Origin of the sequence: Motilibacter aurantiacus, assembly GCF_011250645.1 — a bacterium.
In the GTDB taxonomy this organism is placed as follows: domain Bacteria; phylum Actinomycetota; class Actinomycetes; order Motilibacterales; family Motilibacteraceae; genus Motilibacter_A; species Motilibacter_A aurantiacus.
The window spans coordinates 404,145-420,945 of record NZ_JAANNO010000003.1; the positions used below are offsets into that span (position 1 = coordinate 404,145).

Genomic DNA, 16,801 nt, shown 5'->3' on the forward strand with positions numbered 1-16,801 from the left:
GTCCCCGGTCGAGGTTGCCCGGTCGGCTCAGGCGGCGCCAAGGGCACTCAGGCCCCGTCCCGACACCGCGAAAGCGCCACCGACACCGCGAAAGCGCCACCGACACCGCGAAAGCGCCGCCGACACCGCGAAAGCGCCGCCGACACCGCGGGCCTGCGCGTGATGCCGTGCAAGTGGGCCGCCCGGGACGTGACGCCCGCACCGCGAGGGACGCACGCGTGCCCGAGGCGTCGACAGGGCAGACAGACGCGACCTTCGCCGCGGCAGGGGCACGTCGGCCGCGTCCTGACACCGCGGAAGTGCCCCTGACACGGCCGACGTCAGGCCAACCCCCGCCGCGAGCTCCTGCGACGAGAACCGCCCGCCCGAGCGAGCCCACGCCGCCGCGGCGGTTCGTCAGAGGTAGAGGCCGGTCGCGCCTTCGCTGACCCGGGCCGCGGCGATGGCCGAGATGTCGCGCTCGCGGAGCATGACGTACGTGGAGCCGTGGAGCTCGACCTCGGGCTTGTCCTCCGCGTCGAAGAGGACCGAGTCGCCGGTCTCGATGGCACGGGCGTTGGGGCCTACGGCGACGACCTCGGCCCAGACCAGGCGCCGGCCCATGGTGGCGGTCGCCGGGATGAGGATGCCGCCGGTGCTGCGGCGCTCTCCCTCGCCGCTGCCCACGCGGACCAGCACGCGGTCGTGGAGCAGGCGGACGGGCAGGCCGGACGAGCCGGCCGGGCCGGGGACCTCGCTGGAGGGGGCGCTCACGACGGGGAACCTACCTCCTGCGCGGGACGGGCTCCGGTGCCCGGCCCGGCGCAGGGGAGTCGAGAAGCGGCGGTCAGTGCCGCCGGGCGCGGAGCGCGACGACGGCGACGACGGCCAGCGCGGCCCCGCCGACGACCGCGATCCGGTCTGTGCGCGGGCTGCCGTCCGCGTTGATGAACTGGGCCTTGACCTTCGCCTTCGCGTCCGCGACGAGGTTGGCCGGCTTCACCCGGTCGCTGATCTCGTCGATCGTGCCCGCGAGCCGGTCGCGGGTGGCCTCGATGTCCCGCTCGATCTGCGCCGGGCTGCGCGCCACCCCGTGGGGGGACGTCGAAACGGTGCCGGGGGGTTCGCTCACCAATGCCTCCTGCTCTGCGTCCCGGCTCCGGGTGCCGGTCCCGATCTCCCTGTGGCGCTGCCTATGCCCCGCCCTCGGAGCGGTCACGCGCCGGAGTCTAGGGCCGGGAGCGGCCGGAGAAGGCCCGGCGCGCGCCGGGTGGAGGCGGCCCACGGCGCGGGCCCCGACCTCTGCGTCCCAGCGCAGGTGACGCCCTGTACCCACCGCCGACCTCCTAGTCTTGCGGCGTACATCCACGGGGCGTGACTGGAGGCATGGTGAGCGGGACGGACGCGACGGGGCAGGACGCGGCACAGCGGCTCGCGCCAGGCGACGAGGCCCCGGGCTTCACGCTGCCCGACGCCGACGGCAACGCCGTCTCGCTGGCCGACCTGCGCGGGCGCCGGGCGATCGTCTACTTCTACCCCGCAGCCGGCACCCCGGGCTGCACCAAGCAGGCGTGCGACTTCCGCGACTCGCTCGAGCCGCTCGCCGCCGCCGGGTACGCGGTGGTCGGCATCTCTCCGGACAAGCCGGCCAAGCTGGCGGCCTTCCGCGACGCGGAGGGGGTGTCGTTCCCCCTGCTGTCCGACGCCGACCGCTCCGTGATGGAGCGGTGGGGCGCGTTCGGCACGAAGACGATGTACGGCAAGCAGGTCACCGGCGTCATCCGCTCCACCTTCGTGCTCGACGAGCAGGGCCGGGTGGAGCGGGCGATGTACAACGTGCGCGCCACGGGCCACGTCGCCAAGCTGCGCAAGGAGCTCGGCGTCTGAGCGGCCCCCGGCCACCGGGCAGCAACGGCTAGGGTGGCCTTCCCGCGGGAGTGGCGGAGCTGGCAGACGCGCGGGATTTAGGTTCCCGTGCCCGAAAGGGCGCAGGGGTTCGAACCCCCTCTCCCGCACCATTCGCCGACGTCGCCGACGTGGTGCAGGCGCCACTGCATCCGCGGTGCGCGATTTCCGAGATCTCCCCGAATGCGGATGGTTGCGGGATCGGCACGCTCGGGAATCACGGACCCGACCACGACGCGTTGGGGGGACTGAGTGTGCAGTTTCACACCGGCGGCCGAGCTCACGCTGCCGATGGACATGAGGGCGGCGGCGCAGGCCCGCGGCTTCGTGGCGGAGGCCACCTGCCCGGCCCACGGCGCGCACGTGTTCGACGAGGCGCGGCTGCTCGTCTCCGAGCTCGTCGCCAACGCCGTACGCCACGGCGCTCCGCCGATCACGCTGGAGATCTCCTGCGACGGCACCATGGGCCTGCTCGTCCGGGTCAGCGACGGCTCGCCGGCCGCACCGGTCGCCAAGGAGGCCTCGGTCGAGGACGAGAGCGGGCGCGGGGTGGCGCTGGTCGACCTCATCAGCGACGCCTGGGGGATCGAGCCGACGGGCGAGGGCAAGGCCGTCTGGTTCCGCATCGGGCTCGCCGCCTGACCGGCCGCGCGGGTTCAGCCGGGGCCGCCGCGGGCACGCTGCGCCCATGATCGGAGCAATCGGACGCGGCATCGCCGCAGGCGCGGCCGGCACCACGGTGCTCAACGCGGTGACCTACCTCGACATGGCCCTGCGCGCTCGTCCGGCCAGCTCGGCGCCGGAGGAGCTGGTCGAGCGGCTGGCGGCGGGCGCCGGCAGGCAGGTGCCGGGCGCCGGCGAGGAGGCGGACAACCGCCGCAGTGCGCTCGGGGCCCTCGCCGGCATCGCGACCGGGGTGGGCATCGGCGTCGCCGCCTCCCTGGCCCGGTCCGCCGGCCTGCGGCTGCCGCAGCCGTTCGGAGCCCTGCTCACCGGCGCCGCCGCGATGGCCGCGAGCGACGTTCCGCTGGCGGTCACCGGCGTCAGCGACCCGCGCAGCTGGTCCGGCACCGACTGGGCCTCGGACCTCGTCCCCCACCTCGCGTACGGCATCACGACCTCCGCCGTGCTGTCGGCCCTCGAGCCGCCGCTGCGCACCGCGCCTCCGGTCGTCGTCCGGGCCGCGCTGCTCGGCCTGGCCAGTGGCGGGCGGAGCGTGTCGGGTCTCGCGGCCCTCGCCGCGACCACCCCCCGGCGCTCGATCGGGGGCCCGCTCGCCTACCTGGCGGGCCCCGTCGGCACCACGGCCGCGGCGCTGGGGGCCGCCGGCGAGCTGGTCGCCGACAAGCTGCCCACAACGCCGAGCCGGCTGCGCCCAGACGTGCTGTCCGTCCGCGTCCTGGCCGGTAGCGGCGCGGGCGCCGGGCTCGCCAAGCGGGAGCGCGGCAGCCGCGCGGCTGCCGCCGTCGCCGGTGCCACGGGGGCGCTCGCCGGCAGCTACGCGGGAGCGAAGTGGCGCGGGTGGGCGTCCGGCCGGCTGCCCGCCTGGCAGGCCGCCGTCGCCGAGGACGCGGTCACCTACGCGCTGGCGGCGTACGCGGCCCGCCGCCGGTAGGCGCGCGGAACCTGCGGGCCCGCTCCCGCGTTCGACCCCGAGAAGCCCCACGACCGCGGACGCCGTGTCCGCGAACCGGAAGGACCATGAGCACAGATCACAGACCCTGGGCCGCGCATCCCGAGCTCGCTGAGGCGGTGCGTGGCCGTTGATCGAAGTGCTCTCCCTGCTGCTCGGGGTGGCGGTGGTCGTGATCATCACGGCCGCGACCGGCTACTTCGTGGCGCAGGAGTTCGCCTACATGGCCGTCGACCGGTCCGGGCTGTCCGCCCGGGCCGAGGCCGGTGACGCCGCCTCCGCCCGTGCGCTCCAGGTCACTCGGCGCACCTCGTTCATGCTGTCGGGCGCGCAGCTCGGCATCACCGTCACCGGCCTGCTCGTCGGCTACGTCGCCGAGCCGCTGATCGGGGAGTCGCTCAGCACGCTGCTCGGCGGGGTCGCGGTCCCGTCCGGGGTGAGCGTCGCGGTCGGCGCCGTCGCCGCGCTGGTGTTCTCGACGCTGGTGCAGATGCTCTTCGGCGAGCTGCTGCCGAAGAACCTCGCGATCGCCCGCCCGGAGCCGGTGGCGCTGCGGCTGTCGGGGTCCACGGTGCTCTTCCTGCGCGTCTTCGGCTGGCTGATCTGGGTGTTCGACCAGGCCTCCATCCTGTTCCTGCGCGCCCTGCGCATCGAGCCCGTGCACGACGTCGAGCACGCCGCGACAGCACGCGACCTCGAGCACATCGTCGAGGAGTCGCGCGAGAGCGGGGACCTGCCCGCCGAGCTGTCGATGCTGCTCGACCGCATCCTGGACTTCCCGAACCGCCCGGTGGCGCACGCGATGATCCCGCGGCCGCAGGTCGACACGGTCGAGACGACGGCCACCGTCGGCGAGCTGCGCCGGCTCATGGCCTCGGGCCACTCGCGCTACCCGGTCCTCGAGGCCGAGCGCGAGGAGGTGGTCGGGGTGGTGCACCTGGCCGACGTGCTCTCGACGGCGTACCCGGACCGCGCGCCGGTGACCGACATCGTGCGGCCCTGCCTCTTCGTCTCGACGCTGACCCCGCTGCCGGAGGCGCTGCGCGAGCTGACGGAGAGCAAGAACCAGCTCGCCTGCGTCGTCGACGAGTACGGCGGGTTCGCGGGTGTGCTCACGGTCGAGGACCTGGCCGAGGAGCTGGTCGGGGAGATCACGGACGAGCACGACGAGGCCCGCCCGGAGTACGTCCCCGTCGAGGGCGACGGGATCTGGGAGATGCCCGGCGACGTGCACGTGGACGAGGTCGAGCGCGCGCTGGGGGTCGACCTGCCCCGCGGCCGCTACGAGACCGTGGCGGGCCTGGTGCTCGCGACCACCGGCAGCCTGCCCGCCCCCGGGGACCGGGTGACGATCCCGCTGCCCGCCGATCCTGCGGACCTGCTGCTGGACGAGGAGCCGGAGCCGCGGGTGCTGGAGGTCGAGGTGCTCGACGTCGCGAGGCGCGTCCCCGCCCGCGTACGCCTCACGTTGCCCGAGCGCGAGGGCGAGCCGGTCAGCGCGGACGGCATCGGCGCGGACGGCATCGGCGCGGACGGCATCGGCGCGGACGGAACGGCCGTGGGCCGCATGTCCGCGGCGGGCACGAACGACGTGGAGGGCGCCCGATGAGCGACAACCCGTGGGTCGTCGTGCCCGCCACCCTCGCCATCGTCGCCGCAAGCGCGTTCTTCGTCGCGGTGGAGTTCGCGGCGCTGGCGGCCAAGCGCCACCGGCTCGAGGACGCGGCGCCGGCGAGCCGGTCGGCCCGCGCGGCCCTGCGCAGCTCCTCGGAGCTGACGTTGCTGCTGGCCGGGTCGCAGCTGGGCATCACCGCCGCGACCCTCGCGCTCGGCGCGATCAGCAAGCCGGCCGTGCACCACTGGCTGACCCCGCTCTTCGAGGACGTGGGGCTCCCCGAGGTCGCGGCGGACGTGGCCGGTTTCGTGCTCGCGCTGGTCGTCGTGACGTTCCTCCACCTCGTCGTCGGTGAGATGACGCCGAAGTCGTGGGCGATCGCGCATCCCGAGCGGTCGGCCACGCTGCTCGCGCTGCCGATGCGCGGCTTCATGTGGGTGTTCCGCCCGCTGCTGCGCGCGCTCAACGATCTGGCGAACCGCCTCGTCCGCGCCGTCGGGGTCGAGCCGGCCGACGAGGTCGCGGTCGGGCACAGCCCCGACGCGCTGCGCCACCTCGTGGAGCACTCGGCCAACGTCGGCGCGCTCGACGCGGGCTTCTCGGCGCAGCTGGCCGAGGCGCTCAGCATGGAGCGGATGACCGTACGCGAGCTGCTCGGCTCCGGGCAGGCGCTCGCCGCCGTTCCCCCGGACGCGCTGGTGAAGGACGTGCGCGACATGACGCGGCGTACCGGCCACCTGCGCGTGCTGGTCGGCGAGCCCGGCCGGATCACCGCGGTCGTGCACGTCCGCGACACGCTGGCCGCCGAGGACTCGGCCCCGGCCGCGCCCTTCGCCCGGCCGGTGTTCACGCTGGACGCGGGGACGACCGTGCACGCCGCGCTACGTCAGATGCGCGAGAGCCGCAACCACCTCGCGGTGGTGACCGACGACGGCCGGGTGGCCGGCGTCGTCACGCTCGCCGACGTGCTGCGCCGGCTGCTCCCCCGGGCGGGCGTGGCGGCCTGACCCCGAGCGGCTCCCGCGGCGCACCGCGCCGCGGGAGCCGCTGGGAATGCCCTACCCTGGCGCCGAGTTGATTGCCCGGGGAGGTGATTGTCGTGCTGCAGATCGTCGTGCGTCCGCTGACGCAGCGCCGGCACGTCGACCTCCTGCGCACGTGCAGCGCGGCCTGTCGTCCCTGACGACCCCTTCGCCGGCCACCTGCCCCGCAATCCGCTCCCGGCGCCGTCGCGCGCCCGAAAGGTCCTGCCCATGCGCGCCCTGCGCCGCGTCCCCTTCTCCGCCCAAGTCCTGATCGGCCTCGTCCTCGGCGTCGTCCTCGGGCTCGTCGCCCGCTCGATGGGTGACGTCTCCGACGGCAGCCCGAACTGGCTGGCCAGCACTCTCGACACCGTCGGCGACCTGTTCGTCAGCCTGCTGCGCGCCGCCGTCGTGCCTCTCGTCCTGACCGCGGTCATCGCGAGCATCGCCAACCTGCGCGGCGTCGGCAACGCCGCACGGCTGGCCGCCCAGACCCTGCTCTGGTTCGCGATCACCGCGTTCGTCGCCGTCCTGATCGGCATCGGCCTCGGACTGGTCCTGCGCCCCGGCGACCACACCTCCGTGACGGAGGACAGCGCCCGCAGTGTGAGCACGATGGGCGACTGGTGGGCCTTCCTCACCGGGCTCGTGCCCGACAACGTCCTCGGCCTCGAGGCCGACACCTCGGTCACCGACGGCGTCGCCTCGACCAGCCTCTCGTTCAACGTGCTGCAGGTCGTGGTCATCGCCGTCGCCCTCGGCATCGCCGCCCTCAAGGTCGGCGAGGCGGCCGAGCCGTTCGTCGGCTTCGTCCAGGCGGCCCTGCAGGTCGTGCAGAAGGTGCTGTGGTGGATCATCCGCCTCGCGCCGATCGGCAGCGCCGGCCTCATCGGCCACGCGGTCGCCGCGTACGGCTGGGACGCCCTCGGCTCGCTCGGCGTCTTCGCGCTGGCGGTCTACATCGGCCTGGCGCTGGTCCTCCTCGTCGTCTACCCGGTGGTCCTCAAGGCCAACGGGCTGTCGATCAAGCAGTTCTTCACCGGCGTCTGGCCCGCGACGTCGCTGGCCTTCGTGTCGCGCTCGTCGCTCGGCACCCTGCCCGTGACCCAGCAGGTGACCGAGCGCAACCTCGGCGTCCCGCGGGCATACGCCTCGTTCGCCGTCCCGCTCGGCGCGACCACCAAGATGGACGGCTGCGCCGCGATCTACCCGGCCCTGTCGGCGATCTTCGTCGCGCAGTTCTTCGGGATCAGCCTCGGGATCACCGACTACCTGCTCGTCGTGCTGGTCTCCGTCGTGGGGTCCGCGGCGACGGCCGGCACCACCGGCGCGACCGTCATGACGACGCTCACGCTCTCGACGCTCGGGCTGCCGCTCGAGGGCGTCGGCCTGCTGCTGGCGATCGACCCGATCCTGGACATGGGCCGCACCGCGCTGAACGTGACCGGCCAGGCTCTCGTCCCCGCGATCGTGGCCAAGCGCGAGGGCATCCTCGACAAGGCGGTCTACGACGCCCCGCGCGGCAGCGACGGCTTCGCGCTCCCCGTGGACGGCACCCCGGTCGAGGTCCCGGGCCGGCAGCGGGAGGCCGCTCCCGTCCCCGCCTGACCCTTCGCTCGGCCGAACGGCCGCAGCGGCTGCTCCTGCAGCCGCTGCGGCCGTTCGCCGTACCGGGCTCGTACGTCCCGGAGCCGCCCGCGCGAGGGCTAGCGGCGCAGCTTCTGCGTCTCGTCGCGGATCTCGCCCACCAGCTCCTCGATGACGTCCTCGAGGGCCACGACGCCGACCACGGTGCCGGCCCCGTCGAGCACGCGGGCCAGGTGCGAGCCCGTGCGCTGCATGACGGTGAGGACCTCGCGCAGCGGGTCGTTGTCCCGCACCGCGGGGAGCGGGCGTACGGCCTCCGGAGGCAGCGGCGCGGCCCGCCGCGCGGGGTCGACCTCGAGGACGTCCTTGACGTGCACGTAGCCGCTGAACCCACCGGCGCCGTCGCGCACCGGGAAGCGGGAGTACCCCGTGCGAGCCGACAGCTCCTCCACCTGCGCCCGGGTCAGCCCCGGCTCGATGGCCGTCAGCGAGGCCGTCGGCAGCAGGACCGAGCGGGCGCCGCGCTCCTCGAAGCTGAGCGCCCCCTTGATCAGCCGCTCCTCGTCCTCCTCCAGCAGGCCCTCCCGACGCGACTCCTCGACCAGCCCGGCCACCTCGTCCCGGGTGAACGCGCTGGTCACCTCGTTCTTCGGCTGGATCCGGGCCACCCGGAGGCTGGCGTTGGCCAGCGCGTTGAGCGCGACGATCACCGGGTGGAGCGCGCGCACGACCACCATGAGCGCGGGGCCGAGGACGACGGCCGCCCGGTCCGGGCCGACCAGGGCGAGGTTCTTCGGCACCATCTCCCCGAGCACGATGTGCAGGAACGCCACGATCGTCAGGGCGATGACGAAGGCGATCGGGTGCAGCAGCGCCTCGGGCACGTGCACGTGCTCGAGCGGGATCTCGATGTAGTGCGCGACGGCGGGCTCACCGAGCGAGCCGAGCCCCAGTGAGCAGACCGTGACCCCGAGCTGGGCGCCGGCCAGCAGGAGGGAGATCTCCTCCATCGCACGCAGGGTCGTGCGGGCGGCGCGCGACCCCGCCTCGGCCCGCGGCTCGATCGCCGAGCGGCGGGCGCCGACGAGCGCGAACTCCGCGCCCACGAAGAACGCGTTGCCGAGCAGCAGGCCGACCGCGATCGCGATCGCGAGCTCCCCGCTCATCGGGCCTCCCTCTCACCGGTGCTGTCGCGCGGTACGCCGACGGCGAGCTCGATGCGGTCCACCCGGTGCCCGTCCATGGCCGCGACGCGCAGGACGACGGTCTCGGAGGCCAGGCCGCCGCTGAGCGGGGCCTCGATCTCGACCGCGTCGCCGACCTCGGGCAGCCGGCCAAGCTCGGCGCTGACCAGGCCGGCGATCGTCTCGTAGTCCTCGTCCTGGGGCAGTTCCACCCCGACGTGGCGGGACGCCTCGTCCGGGCGCAGCTGGCCGGACAGCGACCACGAGCCGTCGGCGAGGCGGCGCACCGGCGAGGCCCGCTCGTCGTGCTCGTCGATGACGTCGCCGACGAGCTCCTCGATCAGGTCCTCGAGCGTGACGATGCCTGCCACTCCCCCGAACTCGTCGATGACGATGGCGGCCTGCAGGCCCTGCTTGAGGATGTCCAGCAGAGGGTCGAGCTCGAGGGTGTCCGGCACGAGGACCGGCTCGGCCATGACGGAGGTGACGGGCACCCGGGAGCGCCGCTCGTGCGGCACGGCGAGCGCGTGCTTGACGTGGACCACGCCGATCACGTCGTCGGCGGCCCCGCGCACCACCGGGAAGCGCGAGCGACCGGTCTCGTTCACCCCGGCCACGACGTCCGCGAGGGTGGCGTCGTCGGCGAGCGTGTGCATCTGGACGCGGGGCGTCATGGCGTCGCGGGCGCGACGCTCGCCGAAGGCGAAGCTCTGCTGGAGCAGGACGGCGGTCTCGGCCTCGAGCGTCCCCTGCTCGGCTGACCTGCGCACGAGCGAGACCAGCTCCTGCGGCGAGCGGGCGGACGCGAGCTCCTCCTGCGGCTCGACGCCGAGCCGGCGCAGCAGCGCGTTGGCCGTGCCGTTGAGCAGCCGGATCGCGGGGCCGGTGACCGCGGTCGAGACCCGGGAGAAGCGCTGGACGGACTTGGCCGTCTCGATCGGGCGGGCGATGGCGAGGTTCTTGGGCACGAGCTCGCCGAAGACCATGGTCAGCACGGTGGCCAGCACGAGCGCGAGCGTCACGGACACGGTGCGGACGGCTCGCTCGGAGTCGCTGACGGCCTCCACGAGCGGCTCGATCAGGCGGGCGATGGCGGGCTCGGACAGGTAGCCGATGAGCAGGTTGGTGACCGTGATGCCCACCTGCGCGCCGGACAGCTGCGTCGACAGCGAGCGCAGCCCCTCCAGCACTCCCTGTGCCCCCCGGTCGCCGGACTCGGCGGCCTTCTCGACGCTCGCCCGGTCGACGGTGAGGAGCGAGAACTCGGCGGCGACGTAGGCCCCGCAGGCGACCACCAGCACCAGTGCCAGGGCGAGCGAGACCAGGGCGACCGTCATGTGGCGCCGGACCGGGACGGCGCCACGCGTCTGGAGGGAGGGTCGTCGGGTGGTGTGCTCATTGCACCATCCTGCCAAGGGCGGGCGGGCCGCGGCGCGGCGAGGGGCGCGGTGCGGGCACGCGCACGGCCCGGGGCGCACCCGGACATTTCCCGTCCAGCGGGTGACGATGGGATGACTACCCTCCCGGCAGCGGCGGGCGTACCGGAGACTGGGGGCATGCTCCGTGCTCCGCGCCCGCTCCCTCGTGCCCTGCCCCTCGCCGTGCCCGTCGCGGTGAGCGTCGCCGCGGTGGTCGGAGCGGCGCTGGCGCTCCCGGCCGCCCCGGCCTACGCCGCCCCCGCCGGCTGCCCGAGGGCGACGGTGACGGTCTCGAGCACGGACGGGCTGAAGAAGGCGCTGCGGGAGGCCGGGCCCGGGACCACGATCGGCTTGGCGAACGGGGCCTACCAGGGGCCGTTCACGATCGAGCGCTCGGGACGGGCCGGCAAGCCGCTCCGCCTCTGCGGCGGCCGCGGGGCCGTGCTCCGGGGCAAGGCCGGCCTGAAGGGCAACACCCTGCACCTCGAGGGCGTGCACCACGTCGAGGTACGCGGGCTCACCATCCGCGGCGGGCTCAAGGGGCTCATGGCCGACCGAACGACGGACTCGGTGCTCGCCGGGCTGCTCATCGAGCGGGTGGGGCACGAGGCGCTGCACCTGCGCTCGTTCAGCAAGCGCAACACGGTCACCGGCAACACGATCCGCCGGACCGGCTTGAAGGAAGAGCGCTTCGGTGAAGGGATCTACGTCGGATCCGCGCAGAGCAACTGGGGCAAGTACTCCGGCGGCAAGCCCGACCGCAGCGACGGCAACGTGATCTCGCGCAACACGGTCAGCGCGACGACCGCGGAGAGCGTGGACATCAAGGAGGGCACATCGGGCGGCCGGCTCGTCGGCAACCGCTTCGACGGCAGGGCGCTCTCCACCGCCGACCAGTACGCGGACTCGTGGGTCGACGTGAAGGGCAACGGCTGGGTCGTCACCGGGAACGTCGGCAGGAACACCCGCCGGGACGGCTTCCAGGTCCACAGCATCCTGGACGGCTGGGGCAAGGGAAACGTCTTTTCCCGCAACAGGGCGGTCGTCGGGCCGGACGGCCTGGCGATCAACGTCGACACGGCCGAGCCGAACACCGTCCGCTGCGACAACACGGTGTCCGGTGGCGCTCGGCTGTCCAACGTCACCTGCGCCTGACCCGTCGCCGCCCGCCCCAGGAGGTTCCCCCGTCGTGCTCCGTCCGTCGGCCCCCGCCACCCGGCTCGTGCTCGCGTCCGCCGCTGCCGCCCTCGTCCTGTCCGGCTGCGGCGGCGAGCCCGACGACGCCGCCGACCGTGCCTTCGCCGCTGCCCAGGTCGGCCCCACGACCGCGGCCACGACGGCGCCGCCGTCCAGCCCGGTGGCGTCGCCGCCCCTGACCCCGACGGCGCCCGCCACGCCTCACGCGGGAGGGACGCCCCGGACGACCGGGCCCGCGACGCCGCGCCCGGCCAAGGGTCCGACCGCAGCCCAGTGGCTGTCGCGCGCGCGGGCCGCGGTGCAGGACGTCGGGTCCTACCAGATCAAGGGTGACGGCTACGTCGGGTCGGTCGGCTACTCGGTCAGCTTCAGCGCCGGCTGGGACCGTGCGCAGGGGTCGGTCACCGTCGACGGGCGCAAGTCCAAGGTCGTGCGCATCGGCCGGACCGTCTACTTCAAGCCGGAGCCGGAGTTCCTGCCGCTGCTCGGCATCGACGCGAGCAAGGCGGAGGCGCTGGAGAAGAAGTGGGTGAGCGCGCCGGTCGGGGACGAGCGCATCCCCGTCGTGCTCGACCTGCTGGACCCGGCCAGCTCGCTCACCGTCGCCTCACCGAAGGTCGTGGCCCGGCAGGCCTACCGCGGGGTCGAGACCGTGGAGATCGCCGGTACGCCGGCATCGCCCCGGGTGCTCGTCGCGGCGGCCGGCAAGCCGCTGCCGAAGGCGATCGCACCGGCCGGGGGTGACAACCCGATCATGGTCTACAACTACGGCACCGGCGGAGTGACCGCAGAGGCGCCGAAGGGCAACAAGGTGGTCGAGCTCAGCTCGCTCTGAGGGCGTACGCGCGACACGGCCGCACGGCTCCCGGAGCCGGCCGCGGACCGGCGCGGCTAGCATCGACCGGTGATTCTCATCGTCGTGAAGTGGCATGTCCGGGACGAGTACGCCGACCGCTGGCCCGAGCTGGTCCGCGAGTTCACCGAGGCGACCCGCGCCGAGCCGGGCAACGAGTTCTTCGAGTGGTCGCGCAGCGTGGAGGACCCCTCGACGTGGATGCTCGTCGAAGGCTTCCGGGACGCGGCCGCCGGCTCCGAGCACGTCGGCTCCGAGCACTTCAGGACCGCGACGGCGGCGTTCCCCGACTACGTGAGCCGGACCCCGGAGATCATGTACGTCGACTCCCCCGACCTCAGCGGATGGGGCCCGATGGCGGAGGTGCAGCCGCGCGGCTGACCTCCGCTCCTGCGCCTGCTCAGCCCGCTGCGCGCCCCAGCTCCGCCAGCCGCGGGGCGAGGGCGCGCAGCGCCAGGCCTCGGTGCGACAGCCGGTCCTTCTCCGCTGGGCTGAGCTCGGCGGTCGACTGCTCGTGCCCCAGCGGCACGAACACCGGGTCGTAGCCGAACCCGCCGGTGCCGCGCCGCTCGCGCAGCAGCGTCCCGGCGACCACGCCCTCCTCCGTCACGAGCGTGCCGTCGGGCAGCGCGAGCGCGACCGCGCAGACGAACGAGGCGCCACGCCGCTCGTCGGGGACGTCGGCGACCTGGGCGAGCAGCAGGTCGACGTTGGCCGCGTCCCCGCGCCCTCCGCTCCACCGGGCGCTCAGCACCCCGGGCATGCCGTTGAGGGCGTCGACCGCGATCCCGCTGTCATCGGCGAGCGCGGGCAGCCCGGTGGCCGCGACGGCCGAGCGAGCCTTCAGCACGGCGTTCTCCACGAACGTCGCGCCGTCCTCGACGACCTCGGGGGCGTCGAACCCGTCGAGCGACAGCAGCTCGACACCGTCCACCCCGGCGGCCTCGAGGATGCGGCGGACCTCCTCGACCTTGTGCGCGTTGCGGGTCGCGAGGACGACGCGGGCGGCCATCGTCAACGCCCCAGGGCCTCGAGCTGCAGGACGCCCAGCTGGGTGCAGCCTCCGGCCGCGAGCTCGAGCAGCGAGTCCAGCTCGGCCCGGTCGAACGGCGCCCCCTCGGCAGTTCCCTGCACCTCGACGAACGTCCCGTCGCCGGTCATCACCACGTTCATGTCCGTGCCGGCGGCCACGTCCTCCTCATAGCAGAGGTCCAGCCGCGGCTCGCCGGCGATGATGCCGACGCTGACGGCCGAGACGCTACCCCGCAGCGGCTCGCCCTTGAGCAGCTTGCGCTCGCGCAGCCAGCTCACCGCGTCGGCGAGGGCGACGTAGGCGCCGGTGATGGCAGCGGTGCGCGTGCCCCCGTCGGCCTGCAGCACGTCGCAGTCGAGCACGATGGTGTTCTCGCCGAGCGCCTTCTCGTCGACGACCGCGCGCAGGGAGCGGCCGATCAGGCGGGAGATCTCGTGGGTGCGGCCGCCGATCTTGCCCTTGACCGACTCGCGGTCGCTGCGGGTGTTGGTGCTGCGCGGGAGCATGGCGTACTCGGCCGTCACCCAGCCCAGGCCGCTGCCCTTGCGCCAGCGCGGGACCCCCTCGGTGACGCTCGCGGAGCACAGGACGCGGGTGCGCCCGAACTCCACGAGCACGCTGCCCTCGGCGTGGTCGAGCCATCCGCGGGTGAAGGTGACGGGACGGAGCTGGTCGGCGGTGCGGCCGTCGGGGCGAGGCATCCCGGCAGCCTAGCGACGCGGCCGCACCTGGTGGACGTCACCGGCCCGCGCCAGCGCGAGCGGCCCCGGGTAGGCCGAGCGGGCCTGGGCCAGCGCCCGCACGGGGTCGCCCCAGGGCGGCACGTGGGTCAGCAGCACCCGGCGCGCCCGGGCCCGGGCCGCGTGCTCCCCCGCGTCGCGGGCGGTCAGGTGCAGCCCCTCCGGCGCCTCGTCGTCCACGCCGACGAGGAAGGACGCCTCGCACAGCAGCAGGTCCACGTCGGCGGCGAGCCGGACCAGCGCGTCGCTGCGGCCGGTGTCGCCGGAGTAGGCCAGCGAGGACCCGCCGTGCTCGACGCGAGTGGCGTAGGCCTCGACCGGATGGGCGACGCGGGCTACGGTGAAGCGCATTTCGCCAATCTGGTACGTCTCGCCGTCCTGCAGCTCCACCACGTCGAAGACGGCCGCCATCTGCTCGGGCCCGACCCCGCCGTAGGCGCCCGCGAGCCGCGCCAGCGTGCCGCTCGGCCCGTAGACCCGCAGCCGGGGGCCGGGCCGGCCGGAGCGCAGCACGTCCGGGTGGTAGCGCGCGAAGACGTACCAGCCGCAGAGGTCCATGCAGTGGTCGGGGTGCAGGTGGCTCAGGACGACCGCGTCCACGTCCGTCAGCGACGTCGCGGCCTGCAGCGGGCCGAGCGCCCCGCTGCCCACGTCGAGCACGAGCTTGGTGCCGCCGGCCTCGACGAGGTAGCAGCTGGCGGCGTTCCCGGGCGCCGGGAGCGAGCCCGAGCAGCCGACGACGGTGACCTGCACAGCCCTCGCCTCCCTGACGGTGCCGAGCGGTCAGGCTAGCGCGCCGTCGGGGACGAAGCGGATGCGCGTGACGGCCCCGGCGCTGGAGTCGATCGACACCGAGGCCGTCCGCCGGGCCCCGAGGCCGCCGCCGTTCGCGAAGACGAACGTGTGGACGACCGCGCCGCCCACCGACACCTCGGCGTAGCCGTTGGGACGGGAGCTCGACGGCGGGAAGGTACGCACCGCGTACGTCGGCGCGGAGCCGCCGCTCGGCAGGGCGAAGGAGTCCCTGGGCGGCCAGGGCGCGCTGCCGAAGACCCACATGTGGTTCCCACGGTGCTGCAGGGAGGACACGTCACCCGAGCCCGGCACCCCGAGCGCGACGCCGCTCGGGTTGGAGAACTCGACGGTGAGCGTCCCGTAGCCGGAGCCGGGAAGCTCGAAGTGGACGCCCTGTCCCTCGAAGTTGGCGGTCGGAGTGCACAGCCGGCCGTTCCTGATCACCGTCGGCCGGCTCGCCTCGTTGACGACGAGCGGGGCCGGCAGCACGGCGGTGTCCGCCATGGCGGTGAAGTCGAGGTCGACCGCAGCCGGCGCCGGGGGCGGCGGGACGGGAGGGACAGCCGCCGTGCCGATGCCCGCGACCGGCTGGCAGAAGACGTCCGCCAGCAGGTCGGCGTAGAGCTGCAGGCCGGGCTCGTTGAGGTGGACCTGATCGGCGCTGAGCAGGTCCAGGGGGTCCGCGCCCGCGACGTCCACGGACGCGAACACGGGGTGCGTGTCGATGAACAGGAGCCGGGCGGGGTCCGTGGCCGCGACCTCGGCCATGGCCGTCGTGTAGTCCGTCCACCGGAGCGGGCTGGTGACGCCGCCGCGCTGGTGCATGGAGACGAGGGCGATGCACACCGGGCCGGCCGCGGCCTTGATCTCCGCGACCTGCTGCAGGAGCTGGGCCTTGAAGGTGGCGATCGACACCCCTCCCGCGTAGTCGTTCGAGCCCTGCATGAGCAGCACGATCGCGGGCTTGAGCTGGGCCAGGCGCTGCGCGACGGGAGCCTTGCCGAGGAAGGTCGCCACGGTCGCGCCGCCGACGCCCCCGTTGTAGGCCTGGATGCCTGCCGACACGTCCCCGTCGTGGGAGTAGAGCCCGTCCACCGTCACGGCGCCGAGGGCCGTGATCGTGATCGTGTGCTGGCCGGGTGCGAGGCTTCCGGAGGTCCACGACCCGTCACTGCGGTCCACCCCCGAGGTTGCGGGAGTGACGGTGACGGGAGCGCCGCCGTCGATGCGTACGGTGAACGCGCCGGCTCCCGGCCCCTGGCCGTGCAGCACGGTGAAGGCCGTGGCCCGCCGGGCGGTGTGGGTCATCGATGCGCCGGCGGACAGCCGGGTCGCGAGGGCGAGGCCGGCGTACACGGTCGCCGTCGAGCCGGAGAACACCCACTCGCTCTCGCGCAGGAGCCCGGCGTTCACTCCGGGGGTGAAGACGCCACCGGTGGCTACGAGGAGCCGGGCGTGAAGCTGTCGGGAGAACAAGGTCAGCCAGCGCTTCTCCGCGGTCCCGGCGTTGTTGCCGGCGGTGGTGCTGCTGCCGATGGCGACGATGCGTACGGGCGCGACCGCCCGCAGGGCGAGCGCGGCGCGCGCCGCGCGCAGGGCCGGTGGCGCGCCGGTGTCGGTGGCGCCGGCCGTGCCGCTGCCCGTCGCGGCGGTGGCCGGCTGCGCCACGAGCGGCACGGTCGCGACCGCCCCGGCGCCGAGCAGAGCCGTCCGCAGGACGGTGCGCCGGCTCGCCGTCGAGCGCGGCGTGGGGGATGCCTCGTTGTGCTCGCTGCTCATCGCCTGCTCCGCAGTTCGGGGGTCAGGGGCACGAGGCCCGCCGCGGGGCGACCCTAGAGCA

17 protein-coding genes and 1 tRNA gene are annotated in these 16,801 nt (G+C 74.3%); 10 read left to right on the forward strand and 8 right to left on the reverse strand.

Going from position 1 to position 16,801, the window contains the following annotated elements; translation table 11 throughout:
* Nucleotides 1-396: 396 nt before the first annotated feature.
* Together G9H72_RS08205 and G9H72_RS08210 are read right to left on the reverse strand one after the other, a co-directional pair.
* Nucleotides 397-753 (reverse strand): GroES family chaperonin, encoded by a 357-nt coding sequence (locus G9H72_RS08205; RefSeq protein WP_166169693.1) that lies wholly within the window; start codon nt 751-753, stop codon nt 397-399.
* 73 nt (nt 754-826) lie between these two features.
* Nucleotides 827-1,111, reverse strand: coding sequence for a DUF3618 domain-containing protein (locus tag G9H72_RS08210; RefSeq protein WP_331272098.1), 285 nt, complete (start codon nt 1,109-1,111; stop codon nt 827-829).
* Nucleotides 1,112-1,368: 257 nt separating this feature from the next.
* On the opposite strand from G9H72_RS08210, the gene bcp reads away from it, so the two are divergent.
* The 7 genes from bcp to G9H72_RS08245 all read left to right on the forward strand — a co-directional run bounded on the left by bcp (nt 1,369) and on the right by G9H72_RS08245 (nt 7,762).
* Nucleotides 1,369-1,866 carry a thioredoxin-dependent thiol peroxidase gene (gene bcp, locus G9H72_RS08215; protein ID WP_331272099.1) on the forward strand — a complete coding sequence of 166 codons (498 nt, stop codon included), beginning with the start codon at nt 1,369-1,371 and terminating at the stop codon, nt 1,864-1,866.
* A 44-nt stretch (nt 1,867-1,910) separates the two neighbouring features.
* Nucleotides 1,911-1,997, forward strand: a tRNA-Leu gene (locus G9H72_RS08220).
* A gap of 139 nt (nt 1,998-2,136) precedes the next feature.
* Entirely contained in the window at nt 2,137-2,526 is a 390-nt protein-coding gene (locus G9H72_RS08225; RefSeq protein ID WP_331272100.1) for an ATP-binding protein, read from the forward strand.
* Between the two features lie 46 nt (nt 2,527-2,572).
* Complete coding sequence (locus G9H72_RS08230) at nt 2,573-3,499, forward strand: hypothetical protein (RefSeq protein WP_196790896.1); 927 nt, start codon at nt 2,573-2,575, stop codon at nt 3,497-3,499.
* 148 nt (nt 3,500-3,647) lie between these two features.
* Nucleotides 3,648-5,126 (forward strand): hemolysin family protein, encoded by a 1,479-nt coding sequence (locus tag G9H72_RS08235; protein WP_166169695.1) that lies wholly within the window; start codon nt 3,648-3,650, stop codon nt 5,124-5,126.
* Nucleotides 5,123-6,139: a CNNM domain-containing protein gene (locus G9H72_RS08240; RefSeq protein WP_166169697.1), complete on the forward strand. Its 1,017-nt coding sequence runs from the start codon at nt 5,123-5,125 to the stop codon at nt 6,137-6,139. The genes G9H72_RS08235 and G9H72_RS08240 overlap by 4 nt, the downstream gene beginning before the upstream one ends.
* Before the next feature lie 246 nt (nt 6,140-6,385).
* A complete protein-coding gene (locus tag G9H72_RS08245; protein ID WP_166169699.1) occupies nt 6,386-7,762 on the forward strand; it encodes a dicarboxylate/amino acid:cation symporter in 1,377 nt (458 codons plus the stop codon).
* A 98-nt stretch (nt 7,763-7,860) separates the two neighbouring features.
* On the opposite strand, the gene G9H72_RS08250 is transcribed toward G9H72_RS08245, so the two are convergent.
* Both G9H72_RS08250 and G9H72_RS08255 read right to left on the reverse strand, forming a co-directional pair.
* On the reverse strand, nt 7,861-8,907 hold the full coding sequence (locus G9H72_RS08250) for a hemolysin family protein (RefSeq protein WP_166169701.1): 1,047 nt from the start codon (nt 8,905-8,907) through the stop codon (nt 7,861-7,863).
* Nucleotides 8,904-10,262 (reverse strand): hemolysin family protein, encoded by a 1,359-nt coding sequence (locus tag G9H72_RS08255; protein WP_166169703.1) that lies wholly within the window; start codon nt 10,260-10,262, stop codon nt 8,904-8,906. Before G9H72_RS08255 ends, G9H72_RS08250 begins: the two co-directional genes overlap by 4 nt.
* A gap of 219 nt (nt 10,263-10,481) precedes the next feature.
* Between G9H72_RS08255 and G9H72_RS08260 the strand changes: the two genes are divergently transcribed.
* From G9H72_RS08260 to G9H72_RS08270, 3 genes are all read left to right on the forward strand, one after another.
* Nucleotides 10,482-11,498 (forward strand): right-handed parallel beta-helix repeat-containing protein, encoded by a 1,017-nt coding sequence (locus G9H72_RS08260; protein WP_166169705.1) that lies wholly within the window; start codon nt 10,482-10,484, stop codon nt 11,496-11,498.
* Nucleotides 11,499-11,532: 34 nt separating this feature from the next.
* Nucleotides 11,533-12,375 (forward strand): hypothetical protein, encoded by an 843-nt coding sequence (locus G9H72_RS08265; RefSeq protein WP_166169707.1) that lies wholly within the window; start codon nt 11,533-11,535, stop codon nt 12,373-12,375.
* A 69-nt stretch (nt 12,376-12,444) separates the two neighbouring features.
* Nucleotides 12,445-12,774, forward strand: coding sequence for a putative quinol monooxygenase (locus G9H72_RS08270; RefSeq protein ID WP_166169709.1), 330 nt, complete (start codon nt 12,445-12,447; stop codon nt 12,772-12,774).
* A 19-nt stretch (nt 12,775-12,793) separates the two neighbouring features.
* Here the strand turns inward: G9H72_RS08270 and rdgB are convergent, their stop codons facing one another.
* From rdgB to G9H72_RS08290, 4 genes are read right to left on the reverse strand one after another with little or no spacing between them, the layout of a single operon-like run.
* Complete coding sequence (rdgB, locus tag G9H72_RS08275) at nt 12,794-13,405, reverse strand: RdgB/HAM1 family non-canonical purine NTP pyrophosphatase (RefSeq protein WP_166169711.1); 612 nt, start codon at nt 13,403-13,405, stop codon at nt 12,794-12,796.
* 2 nt (nt 13,406-13,407) lie between these two features.
* Nucleotides 13,408-14,127, reverse strand: a complete 720-nt coding sequence (gene rph, locus G9H72_RS08280; protein WP_166169713.1) for a ribonuclease PH — start codon at nt 14,125-14,127, stop codon at nt 13,408-13,410.
* Nucleotides 14,128-14,136: 9 nt separating this feature from the next.
* Nucleotides 14,137-14,919, reverse strand: a complete 783-nt coding sequence (locus G9H72_RS08285; protein ID WP_166169715.1) for an MBL fold metallo-hydrolase — start codon at nt 14,917-14,919, stop codon at nt 14,137-14,139.
* A 30-nt stretch (nt 14,920-14,949) separates the two neighbouring features.
* Entirely contained in the window at nt 14,950-16,740 is a 1,791-nt protein-coding gene (locus G9H72_RS08290) for an SGNH/GDSL hydrolase family protein (protein WP_166169717.1), read from the reverse strand.
* Between the last annotated feature and the right edge of the window lie 61 nt (nt 16,741-16,801).